The sequence below is a fragment of the Bradyrhizobium sp. HKCCYLRH1030 genome (genome assembly GCF_051168395.1).
In the GTDB taxonomy this organism is placed as follows: Bacteria; Pseudomonadota; Alphaproteobacteria; order Rhizobiales; family Xanthobacteraceae; genus Bradyrhizobium.
The window spans coordinates 22,285-38,345 of record NZ_JBNPUY010000007.1 but is presented as its reverse complement, the minus strand read 5'-3'; the positions used below and the strand labels follow the sequence as shown (position 1 = coordinate 38,345).

The 16,061-nt window shown below is 67.4% G+C and carries 17 protein-coding genes; 9 read left to right on the top strand and 8 right to left on the bottom strand.

Annotated elements, in window-relative coordinates; translation table 11 throughout:
- The first annotated feature begins 13 nt into the window (after positions 1 to 13).
- The gene (locus ACQR1E_RS20825) at positions 14 to 892 is read left to right on the top strand and encodes a bifunctional helix-turn-helix transcriptional regulator/GNAT family N-acetyltransferase (RefSeq protein ID WP_434863310.1); all 879 of its coding nucleotides are present in this window, start codon (positions 14 to 16) and stop codon (positions 890 to 892) included.
- A 12-nt stretch (positions 893 to 904) separates the two neighbouring features.
- Here the strand turns inward: ACQR1E_RS20825 and fabA are convergent, their stop codons facing one another.
- On the bottom strand, positions 905 to 1,429 hold the full coding sequence (fabA, locus tag ACQR1E_RS20820; protein ID WP_434863309.1) for a bifunctional 3-hydroxydecanoyl-ACP dehydratase/trans-2-decenoyl-ACP isomerase: 525 nt from the start codon (positions 1,427 to 1,429) through the stop codon (positions 905 to 907).
- Positions 1,430 to 1,601: 172 nt separating this feature from the next.
- Positions 1,602 to 2,282: an ArsR/SmtB family transcription factor gene (locus tag ACQR1E_RS20815; RefSeq protein ID WP_434863308.1), complete on the bottom strand. Its 681-nt coding sequence runs from the start codon at positions 2,280 to 2,282 to the stop codon at positions 1,602 to 1,604.
- 114 nt (positions 2,283 to 2,396) lie between these two features.
- On the opposite strand from ACQR1E_RS20815, the gene ACQR1E_RS20810 reads away from it, so the two are divergent.
- Complete coding sequence (locus ACQR1E_RS20810) at positions 2,397 to 3,779, top strand: pyridoxal phosphate-dependent decarboxylase family protein (RefSeq protein ID WP_434897517.1); 1,383 nt, start codon at positions 2,397 to 2,399, stop codon at positions 3,777 to 3,779.
- Positions 3,780 to 3,792: 13 nt separating this feature from the next.
- On the opposite strand, the gene ACQR1E_RS20805 is transcribed toward ACQR1E_RS20810, so the two are convergent.
- On the bottom strand, positions 3,793 to 4,110 hold the full coding sequence (locus ACQR1E_RS20805; protein WP_315826451.1) for an antibiotic biosynthesis monooxygenase family protein: 318 nt from the start codon (positions 4,108 to 4,110) through the stop codon (positions 3,793 to 3,795).
- Between the two features lie 463 nt (positions 4,111 to 4,573).
- Between ACQR1E_RS20805 and ACQR1E_RS20800 the strand changes: the two genes are divergently transcribed.
- Positions 4,574 to 6,127, top strand: a complete 1,554-nt coding sequence (locus ACQR1E_RS20800; protein WP_434897516.1) for a L,D-transpeptidase — start codon at positions 4,574 to 4,576, stop codon at positions 6,125 to 6,127.
- A gap of 75 nt (positions 6,128 to 6,202) precedes the next feature.
- Here the strand turns inward: ACQR1E_RS20800 and ACQR1E_RS20795 are convergent, their stop codons facing one another.
- Entirely contained in the window at positions 6,203 to 6,871 is a 669-nt protein-coding gene (locus tag ACQR1E_RS20795) for a hypothetical protein (protein WP_315715652.1), read from the bottom strand.
- A 260-nt stretch (positions 6,872 to 7,131) separates the two neighbouring features.
- Between ACQR1E_RS20795 and ACQR1E_RS20790 the strand changes: the two genes are divergently transcribed.
- The gene (locus ACQR1E_RS20790; RefSeq protein ID WP_315715653.1) at positions 7,132 to 8,049 is read left to right on the top strand and encodes a PaaI family thioesterase; all 918 of its coding nucleotides are present in this window, start codon (positions 7,132 to 7,134) and stop codon (positions 8,047 to 8,049) included.
- Positions 8,050 to 8,073: 24 nt separating this feature from the next.
- Here ACQR1E_RS20790 and ACQR1E_RS20785 read toward each other — a convergent pair whose 3' ends face one another.
- Positions 8,074 to 8,427, bottom strand: coding sequence for a DUF2200 domain-containing protein (locus ACQR1E_RS20785; RefSeq protein WP_315715654.1), 354 nt, complete (start codon positions 8,425 to 8,427; stop codon positions 8,074 to 8,076).
- 132 nt (positions 8,428 to 8,559) lie between these two features.
- Positions 8,560 to 10,086, bottom strand: coding sequence for an alpha/beta fold hydrolase (locus ACQR1E_RS20780; protein ID WP_434897515.1), 1,527 nt, complete (start codon positions 10,084 to 10,086; stop codon positions 8,560 to 8,562).
- 165 nt (positions 10,087 to 10,251) lie between these two features.
- Here ACQR1E_RS20780 and ACQR1E_RS20775 point away from each other — a divergent pair, with 165 nt between their 5' ends.
- The 3 genes from ACQR1E_RS20775 to ACQR1E_RS20765 all read left to right on the top strand — a co-directional run bounded on the left by ACQR1E_RS20775 (position 10,252) and on the right by ACQR1E_RS20765 (position 12,701).
- The gene (locus ACQR1E_RS20775; protein WP_434897514.1) at positions 10,252 to 10,971 is read left to right on the top strand and encodes a RibD family protein; all 720 of its coding nucleotides are present in this window, start codon (positions 10,252 to 10,254) and stop codon (positions 10,969 to 10,971) included.
- Positions 10,964 to 12,241 (top strand): flavin monoamine oxidase family protein, encoded by a 1,278-nt coding sequence (locus ACQR1E_RS20770; protein WP_434897513.1) that lies wholly within the window; start codon positions 10,964 to 10,966, stop codon positions 12,239 to 12,241. Before ACQR1E_RS20775 ends, ACQR1E_RS20770 begins: the two co-directional genes overlap by 8 nt.
- Positions 12,242 to 12,314: 73 nt before the next feature.
- Positions 12,315 to 12,701 carry a VOC family protein gene (locus ACQR1E_RS20765; protein WP_315715658.1) on the top strand — a complete coding sequence of 129 codons (387 nt, stop codon included), beginning with the start codon at positions 12,315 to 12,317 and terminating at the stop codon, positions 12,699 to 12,701.
- Positions 12,702 to 12,725: 24 nt separating this feature from the next.
- Here ACQR1E_RS20765 and ACQR1E_RS20760 read toward each other — a convergent pair whose 3' ends face one another.
- Positions 12,726 to 13,658, bottom strand: coding sequence for a LysR family transcriptional regulator (locus tag ACQR1E_RS20760; RefSeq protein WP_315715659.1), 933 nt, complete (start codon positions 13,656 to 13,658; stop codon positions 12,726 to 12,728).
- A gap of 123 nt (positions 13,659 to 13,781) precedes the next feature.
- On the opposite strand from ACQR1E_RS20760, the gene ACQR1E_RS20755 reads away from it, so the two are divergent.
- Positions 13,782 to 14,135, top strand: a complete 354-nt coding sequence (locus tag ACQR1E_RS20755) for a protocatechuate 4,5-dioxygenase subunit alpha (protein WP_315751972.1) — start codon at positions 13,782 to 13,784, stop codon at positions 14,133 to 14,135.
- A 5-nt stretch (positions 14,136 to 14,140) separates the two neighbouring features.
- Positions 14,141 to 14,977 carry a class III extradiol dioxygenase family protein gene (locus tag ACQR1E_RS20750; protein WP_315751971.1) on the top strand — a complete coding sequence of 279 codons (837 nt, stop codon included), beginning with the start codon at positions 14,141 to 14,143 and terminating at the stop codon, positions 14,975 to 14,977.
- Positions 14,978 to 15,316: 339 nt separating this feature from the next.
- Here ACQR1E_RS20750 and ACQR1E_RS20745 read toward each other — a convergent pair whose 3' ends face one another.
- Complete coding sequence (locus tag ACQR1E_RS20745; protein WP_315715662.1) at positions 15,317 to 16,006, bottom strand: PadR family transcriptional regulator; 690 nt, start codon at positions 16,004 to 16,006, stop codon at positions 15,317 to 15,319.
- Between the last annotated feature and the right edge of the window lie 55 nt (positions 16,007 to 16,061).

Here is a 16,061-nt window from a genome sequence, read left to right as displayed (position 1 = left end):
TAAGTCAGATACTATGCTCGACCCCGTCTCCCGCGTCCGCCGCTTCAACCGCGCCGTCACCTCGGAGGTCGGCGCGCTCGACACCTCGTTCCTCGGGCGCGGTCGGCCGCTCGGGGCGGCCCGCGTGCTCAATGCAATCGGCCATGGCCGCAGCGACGTGGCGGAGCTGCGCGACTATCTCGCACTCGATTCCGGGCTGATGAGCCGGCTGCTGCGCAGCCTGGAGGAGGAGGGGCTGGTGATGACCAGGCCGCATCCCGACGACGCGCGCCGCCGCGTCGCCAGGCTCACAGCCGCCGGGCGGCGCGAATTCGAGGCCTATGAGACGCTCTCCAACGCCCAGGCCGAATCGATGCTGGCGCGTCACGGGCAGCCCGAGGCGCTCTTGGCGGCGATGGACCTGGTCGCGGCCGCGCTCGGACGCAGCCGCATCGCCATCGACGAGGTTGATCCGCGCGGCGAGCAGTCGCGCTACTGCCTCGGCGAGTACTACGCCGAGCTGTCGCGCCGCTTCGAACGCGGCTTCGATGTGTCGCTGTCGCGCGATCCCGATGCCTTGGACATGATGGCGCCGCGCGGGGCTTTCTTCGTGGCGTTGTCCGACGGCCTGCCGCTCGGCTGTGTCGGGCTGAAGGGCAGCGGCGGCGATGTCGCCGAGATCAAGCGGCTCTGGGTCGCGCCCGCCGCGCGCGGCCTCGGCCTCGGCCGCCGCCTGATGGATGCGGCCGAAGAGGCTGCCCGCACGCTCTCGATCAGCATTCTTCGCCTCGACACCAACAGCGCGCTCGCCGAGGCCGTCCAGCTCTATCGCCGCACCGGCTGGACGGAGATCGACCGCTTCAACGACGATCCCTATCCAGACCTGTTCTTCGAGAAGCAGCTGTCGTCATAACGGCAGCAAAGCTCAAGATGTCGTCAACGCTACCTTCATGGAATTGGCCTCGTAAACACACGCGCCGTCCGCCAGCACGCGGCCATCGGCGATGCCGAGCACTAGGCGGCCGCGTTTGACTTGGCGCATGTCGACCTCGTAGCGCACGCAATTGACGTCCGGCGTGATCTGGCCTCTAAAGCTCACTTCTCCGACGCCGGTGGCGCGGCCCTTGCCGGGCGAGCCCGACCAGCCGAGCCAATAGCCCACCATCTGCCACATCGCGTCGAGGCCAAGACAGCCCGGCATCACCGGATCGTCGCGGAAGAGGGATTCGAAGAACCAGAGTTTGGGCGTGATGTCCAACTCGGCGACGATACGCCCCTTGCCATAGCGCCCGCCGTCGAGCCTCAGCTCGGTGATACGATCCATCATCAGCATCGGCGGCGCCGGCAGCTGCGCATTGCCCGGGCCGAAATAGCCGCCTTCGCTTGAGCGAAGGAGATCCTCCTTGGCGTAGGACGATTGCGGCACGTGAAAAGCGAGCGGGTCGGGCAACGCGTCATCTCCGTCAGCGATCGGGCATCGGCAAGGGAAGGACCCAGCCGCGGGCCGTCCTCCTCCACAGAGGATGGGAATGCAGTGCAGGCCGTGCAAGCCGAGGCGGTCAAATAACGCAGCGAAAGGCGCTCTGCTGATGCAGGCGAGCCACGCCAGGGTGGGCGGGTCCTCAGACCGGAAACAACCGTTCGAACTCGCGCAGCCCCTGCGGGCTGAACAGCACGGCGCGGCTGTCCTTGTCGCGGTGGGCCCATTTGAGTTTGAAGATCCGCGCGAGATAGGCAGAGCCGAGACGGCCGGCGAGATGGTCTCGCCGCTCGCTCCAGTCGAGGCAACTGACGCAGGTCATGCGGTCCTTCGACTGCAGCTCGCCAAGATCGATCCCGAACTGCTCGGTGAAAAGTCGCCCGGCGTCGGTTAGCGTGACGTGCTCTCCGCTGCGCTCCAGCAGCCTGCCACGCAGCAGGCTCTCGAACATCTGGACACCGCGGGCGCCGGCAAGATGATCGTAGCAGACGCGCGCCTCGCGCAGCGCGGGATCGCGCGGACCGGTGCGAACGCGCCGATGTCCCGTGCGCGCCGCCAGCAGCATCAGCGTCTCCAACGTGTGCACGACGTCCTCGCCGGACAGGCGCACATAGCGATTGCGTCCCTGCCGGACCGAGACGAGCAGTTCTGCCCGCTCGAGCTTGTTGACGTGGGCGCTGGCGGTCGGAAGTCCGATGTCCGCCGACCTGGCGAGCTCGCTGACGGTCAGGGCGCGGCCATCCATCAGTGCGGAGAGAATGTTGGCGCGCGCCGGATCGCCGATCAGCGCGGCGATGGCAGCGAAGTTGGGACCGTCCCTCATGGTGTGATCGATAGCGAAGCATCGGGGCGGTTTCAACGCATATAACGCTGCAAACCTGACGCAAGAATGGACGGATATATGCCGGGACGCGATGAACGGATCGGGACCTTGGAATTGGCGCTGAAGCATGCCGTGCGGCATCTGGAGCGGCAGCACAGCACGCCGGTCCGCGCGACGGCTTCACTTGAAGATCTACGACTTCGGCTAGGCCGTGCGCTGTCCAGTGACGGAGTTGCCGCAGAGCGCGTCATCGATGATCTCGTTCGCGACGTCGAGGGGGGAATCCTCGGCAGCACATCCGGGCGGTTTTTCGGCTGGGTGATCGGCGGGACTATGCCGGCCGCGCTGGCCGCCGACTGGCTGGTCTCCGCCTGGGACCAGAACGCGGCGATCAATGCCTGTGGTCCTGCAGAGGCCGTCATCGAGGAGATTGCGGGCGCCTGGCTCAAGGAGTTGTTCGGGCTGCCCATGACGGCGAGTTTCGCATTCGTGACGGGCACGCAGATGGCGCATGTGACCTGTCTCGGCGCGGCGCGTCATCGCTTGCTCGCGCGGCTGGGATGGGATGTCGAGGAACGGGGATTGTTCGGCGCGCCTTCCATTCGCGTCATCACGAGTAGCGAGCGGCACGGCTCTGTCGAGCGCGCGCTGCGCCTGCTCGGCTTCGGCAAGAACGCGGTGCAGTCTCTGCCTTGCAACGATGCAGGGCAGCTCACGCCGTCGGCCCTCGAACGCGCGTTGGCAGACAGCCTGCAGCCGACGATCGTGGTCCTGCAGGCGGGCGACCTCAACATCGGCGCGTTCGACCCGTTTGTCGACCTGATCCCCATCGCTCGCGCGCACGACGCATGGGTGCATGTGGACGGGGCCTTCGGCCTGTGGGCGGCTGCGAGTTCGCGTTACCGGCATCTGCTGCGCGGCGTCGAACTCGCGGATTCCTGGACCAACGACGGCCACAAATGGCTCAACACGCCGTTCGATTGCGGCTACGCGTTCGTGGCCGATGCCGGGGCGCATCGGAGCGCCTTCTCGCATCGTACGAGCTATACGATGTTTGTCGACGGCGCCCGCGACCCGATCGACTGGACCCCCGAATGGTCGCGGCGTGGCCGCGCCGTTCCGACCTATGCTGCCATCCGACAGCTCGGCCGGCGGGGCATCGCTGACCTCGTCGACCGATGCTGTGCCTATGCTCACGCCCTGGTCATGCGGATCGGAACGCTGTCCGGTGCGGCCGTGATGTGGGAGCCGACCCTGAATCAGGGATTGTTGAGGTTCCTTGATCCGCGTCCAGCCGCGACCGAAATGGATCACGATCGCCGGACCGATGCCGTGATCGCGGCGATCTGCGCCACCGGAGAAGCTTTCTTCGGCGGCACGACGTGGCGCGGCAAGCGCTGCATGCGGGTCTCGGTCTGCAACTGGCAGACGAACGAGGCCGACATCGATCGCGCCGTTGCCGCAGCCCGGTGCGTCCTCGGCGGTCCGTCACAATGACGGATCGAAAAGCTCAGTCGTGCTCGAACGGTCCGACCTCGCGGACGACCTTGCAGATCTGCAGGAATCCGCTGGCGAAGAACTCGGCATGTCCTCGCTTCATGGTCTCGACATGCTCGGGATGGGTCCGCCAGGCTTCGAGCGCTTCCTCCGAGGCGAAGCGGAACACGGTCAGCTCCTCGCCATCGGGCGCCTTGTACGACTTGACCGACAGGAAGCCCGGAAGTCTGCTCACGATGCCGTACATGCGTTCGCCCAGCCGCTCATATGTGTCGAGCGAGGCGTCGCTGCGCAGCTTCAGATCGCCAACGACGATCACTTCGCCGATCATGGTTTCGTTCCTTTGCCGATCAATTCGCGCGCCGTCCAGAGGTCGGTGCGGGCCGCCCCCCGGGCGCTGAATGGCCATTCGATTGGCATTGGGATTTGTTACGCGCCTCGCGACAGCGGATGCGACGGGCGAGCCGGATCGACTGCTGAGTAGGTGACTTGTCTTTGCGCAATCGAATCGCCACTCTCCTGATAGCGCGCGGGATGGCAGGGAACCTGCCGGGTCTCTGGTCCGACGGGGCCGGGTGGTTCGCCTGTGCACACGGCACGTCTCGGCAGGATCACGTCGGCCACGTCTGGAGGTTTCTCGGCTCGGTATGGCAAGTCACGATTCTCGCGGCCTTCGCGCCCCGCACGAGCCTGGACACCAGGTTCTTCACCCAAAAAACATGATCGAGCGCAAAGACTGTGCTCGGCCGCCCGCGCTGAGCGGGCGGCAACGGGCATTGAAATCGAGGCAGGGCATGGCTGGTCAGGTTACGGCGTCGCAATTCGCTCCAGCCAGGCGGCGTTGGGGAAGTTCCGCCTTCGTGACCATTGCGGCGCTGGCTGTGCTGGCGCTGTCCGGCGGCGTCGAGGCCCGCGCCCGGCAGGGGCGTCCGGCGCCGGTGATCGAGGCGACGGCGCCGCGTGCGCATGGCGATCCGATCATGGCGATCGTGTCGATCAAGACCCAGAAGGTGACGTTCTACGACGCCGATGGCTGGATATGGCGCGCACCGGTGTCGACCGGCGTCTCCGGCCGCGAGACGCCGGCCGGCGTGTTCGCCATCATCGAGAAGGACAAGGACCACCACTCGACTCTTTACGACGATGCCTGGATGCCGAACATGCAGCGCATCACCTGGAACGGGGTGGCGCTGCATGGCGGGCCGCTGCCCGGCTATGCCGCCTCGCATGGCTGCGTCCGCATGCCCTACGGCTTTGCCGAGAAGCTGTTCGACCGGACCTGGATCGGCATGCGGGTGATCATCGCGCCGGGTGACCCGGCGCCCGTCGAGTTCTCCCATCCCGCCCTGTTCGCGCCGAATGCGCAGGCGCTCGCCGCGGTGCCCTCGCGGGCCGCGACGCTCGGCCGCGAGGCCGAGGACGCCGCCAGGAGCGCCGACGAGGCCAAGGCGGCGGCTGCCGCGGCCGAGCGCGAGGCCAAGGCTCTGAAGACGTCCTTGCGCAAGCTGGAGCAGGCCAAGGCGCGCGCCGAGGCCGAGCTCAAATTCGCCGACAGGAAGCTGGCCGCCGCCAAGACCGATCAGGCCAGGACGCTGGCCGAGGATGCGAAGCAGAAGGCCGCCGCCAAGGCGACCGACGCGGCAGCGCAGCTCGAGGCCGCGAAGTCGGACGCGACCGCGAAGCTCGCTGCGGCGACCTCGACCAAGGATGCCGCCAAGGCGGCGGCGGCCAGGAAGGCCGATGCGAGCAAGGCTGCGACGGACGCCAGGCTCGCGACCGAGCCGGTCTCGGTCTATATCAGCCGTTCGACGCAGATGCTCTATGTCAGGCGCAACACGCACAAGCCGGCCCCCGATGGCGGCGGCGAGGTGTTCGACACCTCGATCGAGGCGCCGGTGACCATCCGCGATCCCGACCGGCCGATCGGAACGCATGTGTTTACCGCGGTGGCGCAGAACGGCGCGGAGCTGCGCTGGACGGCGGTGACCATCGACGACGGCGACACCGCCAAGGACGCGCTCGACCGCATCACCATTCCGAAGGACGTGCTCGACCGGATCGCGCCGACGGCCGTGCCGCGCTCCTCGATCATCGTCTCGGACGAGCCGCTGTCGAGCGAGACCAATTACCGGACCGAGTTCGTCGCGGTGCTGAGCAACCAGCCGCAGGGCGGCTTCATCACGCGCCGGCCGACGACCAATGTCGACGTCGTCGCCAGCGGGGACGAATATGACGACGGCTTCGGCAGCTTCTTCCAGCGCAGCTGGGATGGCCAGCCCGTCGCGGCGCCGCGCCGTCGCGGTCCGCCTCCGACCTACTACCGGCCGGTGCAGCCGGGCTGGTGGTGACCAGCCGGGCTGGTGGTGACCAGCCGGGCTGATGCCTGACCGCGATTCGCGGGTCAGGCCGGATGGCGCTTCAAATCAGTTGCGACCTGCGGGGATGACGCCGGGCCACTGCATCAGGAAAGGCTGCGGCTCGTGCTGCGCCTCGGTCGCGCGCGCCACGCGCCTGACACGGTGAGGCCTGCGGGAGATCGAGCTGGTCGCCTCGCGAGCGGTCTCGATGCGCGTCAGCTGCTGACGCATCTCGCCGGTGGAGGTCCGGAGCTGCTCGATGGTCATGTCGCTGTTCGCGGCCGCGGTGCGCAGCCCGCTCAGCTCGGTTGCCGCATCTTCCTGGGCGCCGCGGAGGCGGATCGTCTGGCGCTTCAGCAGCGCGAGATCGGATTCGATCTTGTCGGCCGTATCGCGGCGGCGCGCCTCGGTCTCGTCGGCGGCGGTGCGCAAGACGGCCAGGCCCGTTTCGGCCGTGGTGAGGCTGGCGCGCAATTGCAGAAGCTCGCCGGAGGTGTCGCTCTGGCGGTCGCGCAGCTGGGCGGTCTCGGCCTTGAGCTGCGCCAGCTCCGAGGTCAGCGTGGCGACGCGGCTCTCGAGCGAAGGCGCTCCGGTGCCGAAGGAGAAGCTGTTGGCGCCGCCGCTGCTCCACCACATCGCACCGGCGCTGGCTACGAGCGCCAGGCTCAGGACAATTCGTAGAGAGGCCGTGCCGCTGCTCGGCGGGGCGTCCGGCGTCTTGGTGGATCTGCGCATCGACGGGTCTCCGGGATTTGATGGAGACAATTATGATCATATTAAGGTTGCCAATGTTCTAAGCGCGCGGCTCCGGCGGAACATTTCATCCACGTAGTTTTGCGGGAATGGGCTCTCGCAGCCTTGAGCTGTGAACATGACCGGCGGCGCTCAGGAGTGCCGATGCAGGGACGGTGATGCCCCGGCTGGATCGTTGGCACGCAGATCGGATCCGTCGGAAAAGGCTTCGTGCGTCCTCGGGATCGTGATCTAAATCGCGCATGTCCGACATTCCACCCACCGCCGCACCGCCGGCATTCGACGTGCTCGCCGAGGCCATCGGGCAGCGCCGCTCGGTCTATGGCCATATCAGCGGGCTCAGGATGGATCGCTTCGCGCCCGGCGAAGCCTGGTCGACCCTGCCTTATCGTCCCGTGTTCGTCGGTGACAGCGAAACCGGGGTGATCCATGGCGGCGTCGTCACCGCGATGCTCGACGAGAGCTGCGGCATGGCGGTGCAGCTTGCGCTCGACGGCAGCCGGGCGATCGCCACGCTCGATCTGCGCATCGACTATCAGAAGCCGGCGACCCCCGGTCTCGACATCAAGGCCCATGCGGTCTGCTTCCGCGTCACGCGCTCGATCGCGTTCGTGCGCGCCACCGCCTATCAGGAGGAGGAGACCGCACCGGTCGCCACCGCGACCGCCTGCTTCATGATTGGCGCCAACCGCACCAACATGCTGACCGACCGGGCGGCCTTCGACGGCGCGCCACCGCCGCTCGACGCCCCGGACGATCCGGCGGGGCCGTTTCCCACCAGTCCGTTCGCGCGCTGCCTCGGCATCCGCTTCGCCGAGAACGACACGCTGGTGATGCCCTTCTCGCGCCGGATCATCGGCAATCCCGTGCTGCCTGCGATCCATGGCGGCATGACCGGTGCGTTTCTCGAGACCGCAGCGATCGTCACCGTGATGCGCGAGCTCGGCGCCACGGCGCCGCCGAAGCCGGTCGGCCTCACCATCAACTATCTGAGGTCGGGGCGCGCGCTCGACACCGTCGCATCGGCGTCGATCGTCAAGCAGGGGCGCCGCGTCGTCGCCTTCGAGGCCCGCGCCTGGCAGGACGATGCGACGAAGCCGATCGCCACCGCCTTCGGCCATTTCATGCTACGACCGGCGCCAGGGCAGGAGCAGGATTGAGGGAGACCGGGTCGCGAGACACGATCAGGCCTTGCGCAGGATCTTGTCCATTGCCTTTCCCCGCGCCAGCTCATCGACCAGCTTGTCCAAGTAGCGGATCTCCCGCATCGTCGGTTCCTCGACATCCTCCACGCGGACGCCGCAGATCATGCCCTTGATCAGGGTCCGCGCCGGATTCATCGCTGGCGCCTGTGCGAAGAAGGTCTCGAAGTCCGTCTGACGCTCCAACCGGATCTCAAGCTCGCTTTGGCCATAGCCCGTCAGCCAGCAGATCACCTGATCGACCTCTGCCTTGGTGCGTCCCTTCTTCTCGGCCTTCGCGACGTACAATCGGTACACGCTCGCGAAGCTCGTCGTGTAGATGCGGTGTTTTGCCATGCTGACTCCATCGGATCGTAGGCGAGGCATGTCGGGTCTGCGAGGGGCGACGGCGCGGCACGAGCGCGTGCTTCATGTCCGCGTTTCGGATCGTCGGACAGCACGTTCGTTCGCACATGTCGGAAACGGACGCTAGCCCGGCAGGAACATCGGAAACGACACCCCGAGCGACCACGCCAGGATCAGGCCGAGACCGAGGCCTTCGGCCATCGGCGAGCAGGTCCTGCGACCGACACAGCCGCCGATCAGTCCGAACACGATGAAGAACAGCACGATCACGGGGATGATGATGAGCAGGAAGAACAGCCGCTTGAGGTCGAGCGCGACTGCCCCGCCCAGCGAGGCCAGGAAGGCGGTGCGGATCCACACGGTGCGCCATAGCGCGGCGTGGCCGCCCCTGTTGGCGATGCAGTCCGCCAGCATGTAGGGCACCGCGCCCATTGCGATCGCTGCGATGATCGGCAGGCGCGCCGCGATCGGCATGAACGAGGCGACGTAGCGGTCGAGCGCGCCACCGAAGCCGCAGATGCCGTAGGCGGCCAGCGCCAGCGCCGCGAGCCAGGCCACGCGGCCGAAGTGAACGCCCTGCGCGCGTAGCAGCGTGAGCGACAGCGTGCCGTACACGAAGAGATGTACGGCGAGGTAGTCGGCGATCAGAACGGGCAGGAAGCGGGTCTCGACGAACCTCAGGACGATCGGTGTCGTCACCGCCGGCACCAGCGTGGCGATCGCAAGACTGCGCAGCGGAATTGTCGGCGGCGGCGCATCACCCTTCGGCAGCAGCTCGGCCAAGGGCCACGCCAGCAGCACGATGCCGGCGAGCAGCAGCGCGATCGCACCGCCAGTCGAAGCGACCGGGCCGCTGCTGGCGCGGCCGAACGCCCGATCGAGCCAGTCGCGCGCCTCGCGCAGTGCGGTCGTCGAATACAGCACACTGACGTGTTCGACTCCGGGCGCGACGACGGCGCGGCGTCCGCCATTTGCGGCGGGATCGCCCACGGTGTCGCCCTCGCGCGCGGCGGGATCGGCGAGCCGGAGGTTGCGCAGCGAATCCCGGCGCAGGGCCGCCTCCCATTCGCCTGTGATGATCAGCAGATTGCGCGGCGCGCTCGCCGTGACGGCCTCGGAAAACATCGAGATCGCCACCGTCGCCCTGATACGCGGATCGGCCAGCGCCTGGCGGACGATGATGTCGGAAGCCATCGAGTGTCCGAGCAGGGCGACCTGGCCGTCGTTCCCCGGCAGGGACAGCGCGGCGTCGGTGACGCGGCCGATCTCGCGCATCAGCTTCTTCGTCGTGCCGTCGACGCGCGTGACGTCGCCCGACATCGGCGTCGGATTGCGGCCATGCCCCTCGAAGTCGAACGAGACCGCGACATAGCCCGCGCGCGCCAATGTCAGCGCATAGGCCTCCATGAACTGGCGTGAGCCCGCAAAGCCGTGGGCAATGACGACCACGGGCGCCGCAGCCGCGTCGTCGCGCCGATAGACGGTGATGGGGGTGGTGCCTGCCTGCAGCAGGGTGATCGTGATGCCCGCGCGCTCGGCTTCGAGGCGCCAGATCCCGGCGACGCAGAGCGCGAGGCCGGCAAGCGCTGCGGCCAGCAGGGCTGCCCCGCGCAAACCGATGGCGTCTCGTCTGCGCGGCGCAGCGTCCATGATCGGCTCCGTTTGCAGCCGAAACTAGCGCAGGAATTGGTGCGGTAACAACGACGGCGCAGGCGAGCCGCACCGGCGCAATCGAACGAAACGCACGCCGCTTCGTTGACAACGCCGCCGGAGCGATATTCGGTGACCCCCGTTCAGCGGCGACAAGGAGGATGCATGAAACCGGAAGTCATCTGCCTGATGGCGTCGAGCGTCGACGGCCGGACCCTGCCGAGCCGCTGGCGTCCGAAGGGATCGGGCGATTTGTTCGAGCAGGTGCATGACCGGCTCGGCGGCGACGCCTGGCTGATCGGCCGCGTCACCGGCCAGGAATTCGCCAAGGGCTCGGCCTATCCGGCCGAGACGACGGAGAAATTCCCGCGCACCCATTGCATCGCGCGCCGCGATGCCAAGGCCTACGGCATCGTGCTCGATCCCCATGGCAAGATCTGCTGGGGTCGCTCCGACATCGGCGGCGATCCGATCGTCGTCGTGCTGACCGAGGCCGTGTCGGATGCGCATCTTTCGGGACTGCGCGGCGAGGGCGTGTCGTACATCTTCGCCGGCCAGGCGAAGCTCGATCTTTCGCGCGTGCTCGAGATCGTCGCGCAGGAGCTCGGCGTGAAACGCCTGCTGCTCGAAGGCGGTGGCGGTGCCAACGGCGCGTTCCTTCGCGCGGGCCTGGTCGACGAGTTCAACCTCGTTCTGTGTCCGGCGGTGGATGGCGCCAAGGGGGCGCCCAGCGTGTTCGATTCGACGGAAGCCGAGTCCGGCGAGCGTGCCCCGATCACGGCCATGACGCTCGAAAGCAGCACGGCGCTGGAGGGCGGCGCGCTGTGGCTGCGCTACAAGATCACCAACGGCTCGGCCTTGCCGGCCCAGGCAAGTCATGGCTGAGCGGCGAATGCACATCATCATCGTCGGGGCCGGTGCCGCGGGCCTGATGGCGGCGCGCGAACTGGCCCGCTCAGGCCAGCAGGTGACGCTGCTGGAGGCGCGCGATCGCTGCGGCGGGCGCATCCATCCGCTGCCCGCGAGCAGGTTCGGATATCGCGCGGATGCCGGTGCGGAATTCATCCATGGCGAGGCGCCCGTCACCCACGCGCTGATGGTCGAGGCGGGGCTCACCTCGACGCCGGTCGATGGCGCGCGCTGGTACGTGACGGATGGCGCGTTCTCGCGCGAGGATCCCGCTGATCGGCAGATGCGCCAGTTGCACCGCGTGGCGCGTCAGCTCGACGAGGATATGACCGTGACGGCGCTGCTCGATCGGCATTTCGCCGGCGCGGAGTTTGCCGCCCTGCGCAAGTCGGTCTTGGGGATGGTGCAGGGCTATGACGCGGCCGATCCCGGTCGTGCCAGCGTGTTCGCGCTGCGCGACGAATGGATGGGCGGCGACCGCGGCGCTCAGGCGCGCATCGTCGGCGGCTACGCGGCGCTGCTCGATCATCTCCTGGCGGAGTGCCGGGCGCATGGCGTGGCGATGCTGCTCGAGGCGGTGGTCCGCGCGGTGGAGAGCTCCGACGATGGTGTCGTCGTGCGCTTGGCTGACGGCCGTGCGCAGCGCGGCGATCTCGTTATCCTGACCGTGCCGCTGCCGCTGCTGCGAACCATCGCGCTGCCGCCGGCCATGCGCCCGCAATTGGCCGCAGCCGAAACCATCGGCTTCGGCAACGTCATCAAGCTGCTGCTGCGCTTCGAGCGTCGCTGGTGGCGAGAGGCCCGGACCGAGGACCTTTCCGACATGCTGTTCGTGCTGTCCGACGCCGACGTGCCGGTGTGGTGGACGCAGCATCCGAACGATGACGCGGTGATGACTGGCTGGCTCGCCGGGCCGCCGGCCGCTGCCTTCGCCGCGTGCGACGAGGACGCGCTGATCGAAAAAGGGCTTTCGGCGCTCGCAAACATCTTCTCACAGCCCGTGTGCTCGCTGAAGCGGCAACTCGTCGCGTCGCACGTCACGGATTGGGCGAAGGATCCGTTCGCGCGCGGCGCCTATTCCTACGCGACGCTGACGTCGCGCGAGGCGCAGGATACGCTTTCGCGCCGGGATGGCGGACGAGTGCTGATCTCCGGCGAGGCGTTGTATCGCGGCCGCGACATGGGAACGGTCGAGGCGGCGCTGGCGAGCGGGCAACGGACGGCGCGGTGGACCCTCGCGGTGTGATCGTGCCGCGTGCCTCGTTGCGCCGTCCTGCCCGCGGAGCTAGCATTCGGCCGTCATCATCGAGAGGATCACCATGCTCGACCACGTCGGCTTCCCTGTCTCCGACTTCGCCCGCGCCAAGGCGTTCTATGCGGCCGCCCTGGCGCCGCTCGGCTATGTCCTGATGATGGAAATCACCGACGCGCAGACCGGCGGCCACGGTGATCACGCCGGCTTCGGCGACGGCCGTCCGGATTTCTGGATCGGCACCGGCGGGACGGCCGCGACCTCGACGCATGTCGCGTTCCACGCCAAGGATCGCGCCACGGTCGATGCGTTCTATCAAGCGGCGATCGCCGCAGGCGGAATGGACAACGGCGCGCCTGGACTGCGGCCGCATTATCACGAGAACTATTACGGCGCGTTCGTGCGCGACGCCGACGGCAACAACATCGAGGCGGTGTGCCACGCGCCGGCGTGAGGGCCGCTCACCCCTCGGGATGAGTCAGGCCATCACCGGCATGTGCTCGGCGGCCGCGGCCAAGCTCGGCGCGACCACGATCTCGAGCTGCTGGCGCAACCAGCGGTGCATCGGATCTTCGTGGTGGCGCAGGTGCCAGACCATGTACATCGGCATCGCCGGGCAGGGGACCGGCACCGGCGCCACCGCCAGGCCGCGCAGCATGTAGGCGCGCAGCAGGCTCGGCAGGGTCGCGATCATGCGGCTGCCGCGCAGGAACGGGCCGATGCCGCCGAAGCCCGGCACCTGCGCTGCGAACCGCCTGACGAGGCCGCGCTCGGCCAGGACCTCGTCGATGTCGAGCCGGCGCCGCGGCTCGTACAGTACCGTGACATGGTCGCTGGCGAGATAGTCCTCCAGGCTCTGCGGCGGCTCGCGCTGGCTCGCATCGTAGAACACGCGATAGCTGTCCTCGAACAGCCGCTTCTGCAGGATGTCGCTGCCCTCAGGCGGTCGCGGCGTGATGATGAGCTGACAGTGCTCCTCGCGCAGCATTTCCGGCGTCGGTGCGCCGGAAGGGATCACGCGCAGGCTGAGGCCCGGCGCCTGCGCGCGGGCATAGCGCAGCAGCGACGGCAGCAGCAGGTCGCGCTGCAGATCATTGGCCGCGATCGTCACCTGCGCGGAGATTTTCGCCGGCTCGAACGCAGCGGTGTGCGAGAAGCTCCGGAGATCGTCGAGCAGCGCGCGGGCGCGCAGCGCCAGGAGCTGCGCATGCGCGGTCGGCACGATGCCGCGGCCGGACTTCACGAACAGCGGATCTCCGGTGATCGTGCGCAGCTTGTCGAGCAGATGGCTGACGGCCGACTGCGTGACTCCGAGCCGCTGCGCCGCGCGGGTGACCGAGCCTTCCTCGATGACGGCGAGCAGGAGCTGCAGCAGGTGGCCGTCGAGGTCCAAATGATCGAATTGGCTCATGGATCGGATCGGTCGCGCGGCCTTTATTGACGTTGTCTGTCGGCGATACTGGCGGGCACGAACGGCGCCGCGTTTGATCCAGATCAAGCGCGGCCGTCCGAAACACGCCCAGGGGAGGCTCAGATGTCCACCACGTCAGCCCGGCAGCCCGTGCCCGGCACCACCATCTTCGACGGCGAGCAGGCCCGCAAAGGCTACGCCCTCAACAAGATGTGCTACTCGTTCAACGATGCCGCCAACCGCAAGGCGTTCGTCGCCGACGAGGACGGCTATTGCGCCAAATACGGCCTCAATGCACAGCAGCGCGCGGCGATCAGGAACCGCAACGTGCTGGAGCTGATCGAGGCCGGCGGCAACGCCTACTACCTCGCCAAGTTCGCCGGCATCTTCGGGCTCGACATGCAGGACATCGGCGCGCAGCAGACCGGGCTGACGAAAGAGCAGTTCAAGGCCAAGCTTCTGGCGGCGAGGGGGTAATCGTCATGGCAAAGATCGTCGGTTGCATCACCACCTCGCACGTTCCGGCCATTGGCGGCGCGATCGCCAAGGGCCTGCAGCAGGATCCGTATTGGAAACCGTTCTTCGACGGCTTCCCGCATGTCCGCGAGTGGCTCGCCAAGGTCAAACCGGATGTGGTCGTGCTCGTCTATAACGACCATGGCCTCAACTTCTTCCTCGACAAGATGCCGACCTTCGCGGTCGGCGCGGCCGACAGCTACAGCAATGCCGACGAGGGCTGGGGCATTCCGCAGACCGCGCCGTTCAAGGGTGACAGCGAATTGTCCTGGCATTTGATCGAGCATCTGGTGAAGGAGGATTTCGACCTCACCACCTGCCAGGAGATGGTGGTCGATCACGCCTTCACGCTGCCGATGGCGCTGTGCTGGCCCGATCAGAAATGGCCGGTGCGGGTGGTGCCCGTGGTCGTCAACACGGTGCAGGCGCCGCTGCCGTCGGCCGCGCGCTGCTACAAGCTCGGCCAGGCGCTGGCGCGGGCGATTCAATCCTGGCCGAAGGACGAGCGCGTCGTCGTGATGGGGACCGGCGGCCTGTCGCATCAGCTCGACGGCGAGCGCGCCGGCTTCATCAACAAGGATTTCGACGAGAAGTTCATGGCCAGCATGGTCGACGATCCCGCCTGGGCGACGAAGTATTCGACCACCGAGCTGGTCGAGCTGTCGGGCACCCAGGGCGTCGAATTGCTGAACTGGATGGTGGCGCGCGGCACGCTGCCGGAGAAGGTCCGCAAGGAGCACGCCAACTATCATATCCCGATCTCCAACACGGCGACGGGACTGATGGTGCTGGAGCCGGTGTAGGGCCCCTGCGAGAGTCTTTTTCGGAAGGCGACGACTGAGAGTCGTCTGCCAACGACGATCACGCGGTATGGGTCTCGGCTCAAGGCCGGGACGACACGGGTGGGCTTGGATAGGCCGCGCCCCACCACTGCTGTCGTCCCGGCGAACGCCGGACCCATACCGCGGATGCTATCGAGGGATGTGGCTGTCAGTGGCTCCCTTCGACCGACTTCCGTGCGGTTGCCCTTACCCCGACCCTCTCGCCGTGAAGAACGGTTGAGAGGGAACGCAGCGTCTGGGCGGCGCGAACACGGATATCAATTCCGGCTGCCACGGCTCCGCTCCTGGCTGATGTTGATGTCAGCTCGCGGTGCCCTCGTCGCCCTGGATATCGGCGATGGCGCGGGTGAGGATGTCGCTGACACGCTTCGCTTCCGCGTCGCTCCAGCCCTGCCGGTGCATCTTGAGCGCCATCTTTAGCGTCTGCACGCTCTGCAGCACCGGCTCCGGCGGGCGCATGCCGCCCATGGTGCGGGCCATGATGCGCAGCCGGCTCAGCAGGCCATCGATGGCGGCTTCATCCTCTTTCAGTGCCTGACGGCCGGCGTCGGTGATCGCGAACAGCTTCTTGCCGCCCTCGGCCGATGCCGCTTCGATCTGGCCCATGTCCTCGAGCAGATTGAGGATCGGATAGACCGAGCCCGGGCTCGGCGAGTACGCCCCGCCGACCAACTGTTCGACCGCCTTGATCAGCTCATAGCCATGGCGCGGCTTCTCACCGATCAGCCACAGCAGCAGGCTGCGCAGATCGCCGGGACCGAAGAAGCGGCCGCCGCCGCCACGCCCGAACTCCTCGCGACCGCCGCGGCGGCCACGCTCGAACAGGCCGGCCGCCCGCGGGCCGAACCCGCCGCCGCGCCCGCCCATGCGCATCTCCTCGCAGGCTTCGTCGAAGCCACGCCGTCCATGACGTCCGCGATGTCCCCAGCCGCGCTCTTGGTTGTCGTCGTCTCTGCGGGAGGGGCCAAACGTCCAATGATGATGTCTCATACGATATGATCTCCGTTTCGTACGAACGATATATCGTTTATAGGTTTCGTTTGTC

Excerpts from the sequence above, each read along its gene's own strand:
- ACQR1E_RS20825 (WP_434863310.1), top strand. The coding sequence starts at position 14 with ATGCTCGACCCCGTCTCCCGCGTCCGCCGCTTCAACCGCGCCGTCACC.
- ACQR1E_RS20815 (WP_434863308.1), bottom strand. The coding sequence starts at position 2,282 with ATGAGGGACGGTCCCAACTTCGCTGCCATCGCCGCGCTGATCGGCGAT.
- ACQR1E_RS20805 (WP_315826451.1), bottom strand. The coding sequence starts at position 4,110 with ATGATCGGCGAAGTGATCGTCGTTGGCGATCTGAAGCTGCGCAGCGAC.
- ACQR1E_RS20800 (WP_434897516.1), top strand. The coding sequence starts at position 4,574 with ATGGCTGGTCAGGTTACGGCGTCGCAATTCGCTCCAGCCAGGCGGCGT.
- ACQR1E_RS20795 (WP_315715652.1), bottom strand. The coding sequence starts at position 6,871 with ATGCGCAGATCCACCAAGACGCCGGACGCCCCGCCGAGCAGCGGCACG.
- ACQR1E_RS20790 (WP_315715653.1), top strand. The coding sequence starts at position 7,132 with ATGTCCGACATTCCACCCACCGCCGCACCGCCGGCATTCGACGTGCTC.
- ACQR1E_RS20785 (WP_315715654.1), bottom strand. The coding sequence starts at position 8,427 with ATGGCAAAACACCGCATCTACACGACGAGCTTCGCGAGCGTGTACCGA.
- ACQR1E_RS20780 (WP_434897515.1), bottom strand. The coding sequence starts at position 10,086 with ATGGACGCTGCGCCGCGCAGACGAGACGCCATCGGTTTGCGCGGGGCA.
- ACQR1E_RS20775 (WP_434897514.1), top strand. The coding sequence starts at position 10,252 with ATGAAACCGGAAGTCATCTGCCTGATGGCGTCGAGCGTCGACGGCCGG.
- ACQR1E_RS20770 (WP_434897513.1), top strand. The coding sequence starts at position 10,964 with ATGGCTGAGCGGCGAATGCACATCATCATCGTCGGGGCCGGTGCCGCG.
- ACQR1E_RS20765 (WP_315715658.1), top strand. The coding sequence starts at position 12,315 with ATGCTCGACCACGTCGGCTTCCCTGTCTCCGACTTCGCCCGCGCCAAG.
- ACQR1E_RS20760 (WP_315715659.1), bottom strand. The coding sequence starts at position 13,658 with ATGAGCCAATTCGATCATTTGGACCTCGACGGCCACCTGCTGCAGCTC.
- ACQR1E_RS20755 (WP_315751972.1), top strand. The coding sequence starts at position 13,782 with ATGTCCACCACGTCAGCCCGGCAGCCCGTGCCCGGCACCACCATCTTC.
- ACQR1E_RS20750 (WP_315751971.1), top strand. The coding sequence starts at position 14,141 with ATGGCAAAGATCGTCGGTTGCATCACCACCTCGCACGTTCCGGCCATT.
- ACQR1E_RS20745 (WP_315715662.1), bottom strand. The coding sequence starts at position 16,006 with ATGAGACATCATCATTGGACGTTTGGCCCCTCCCGCAGAGACGACGAC.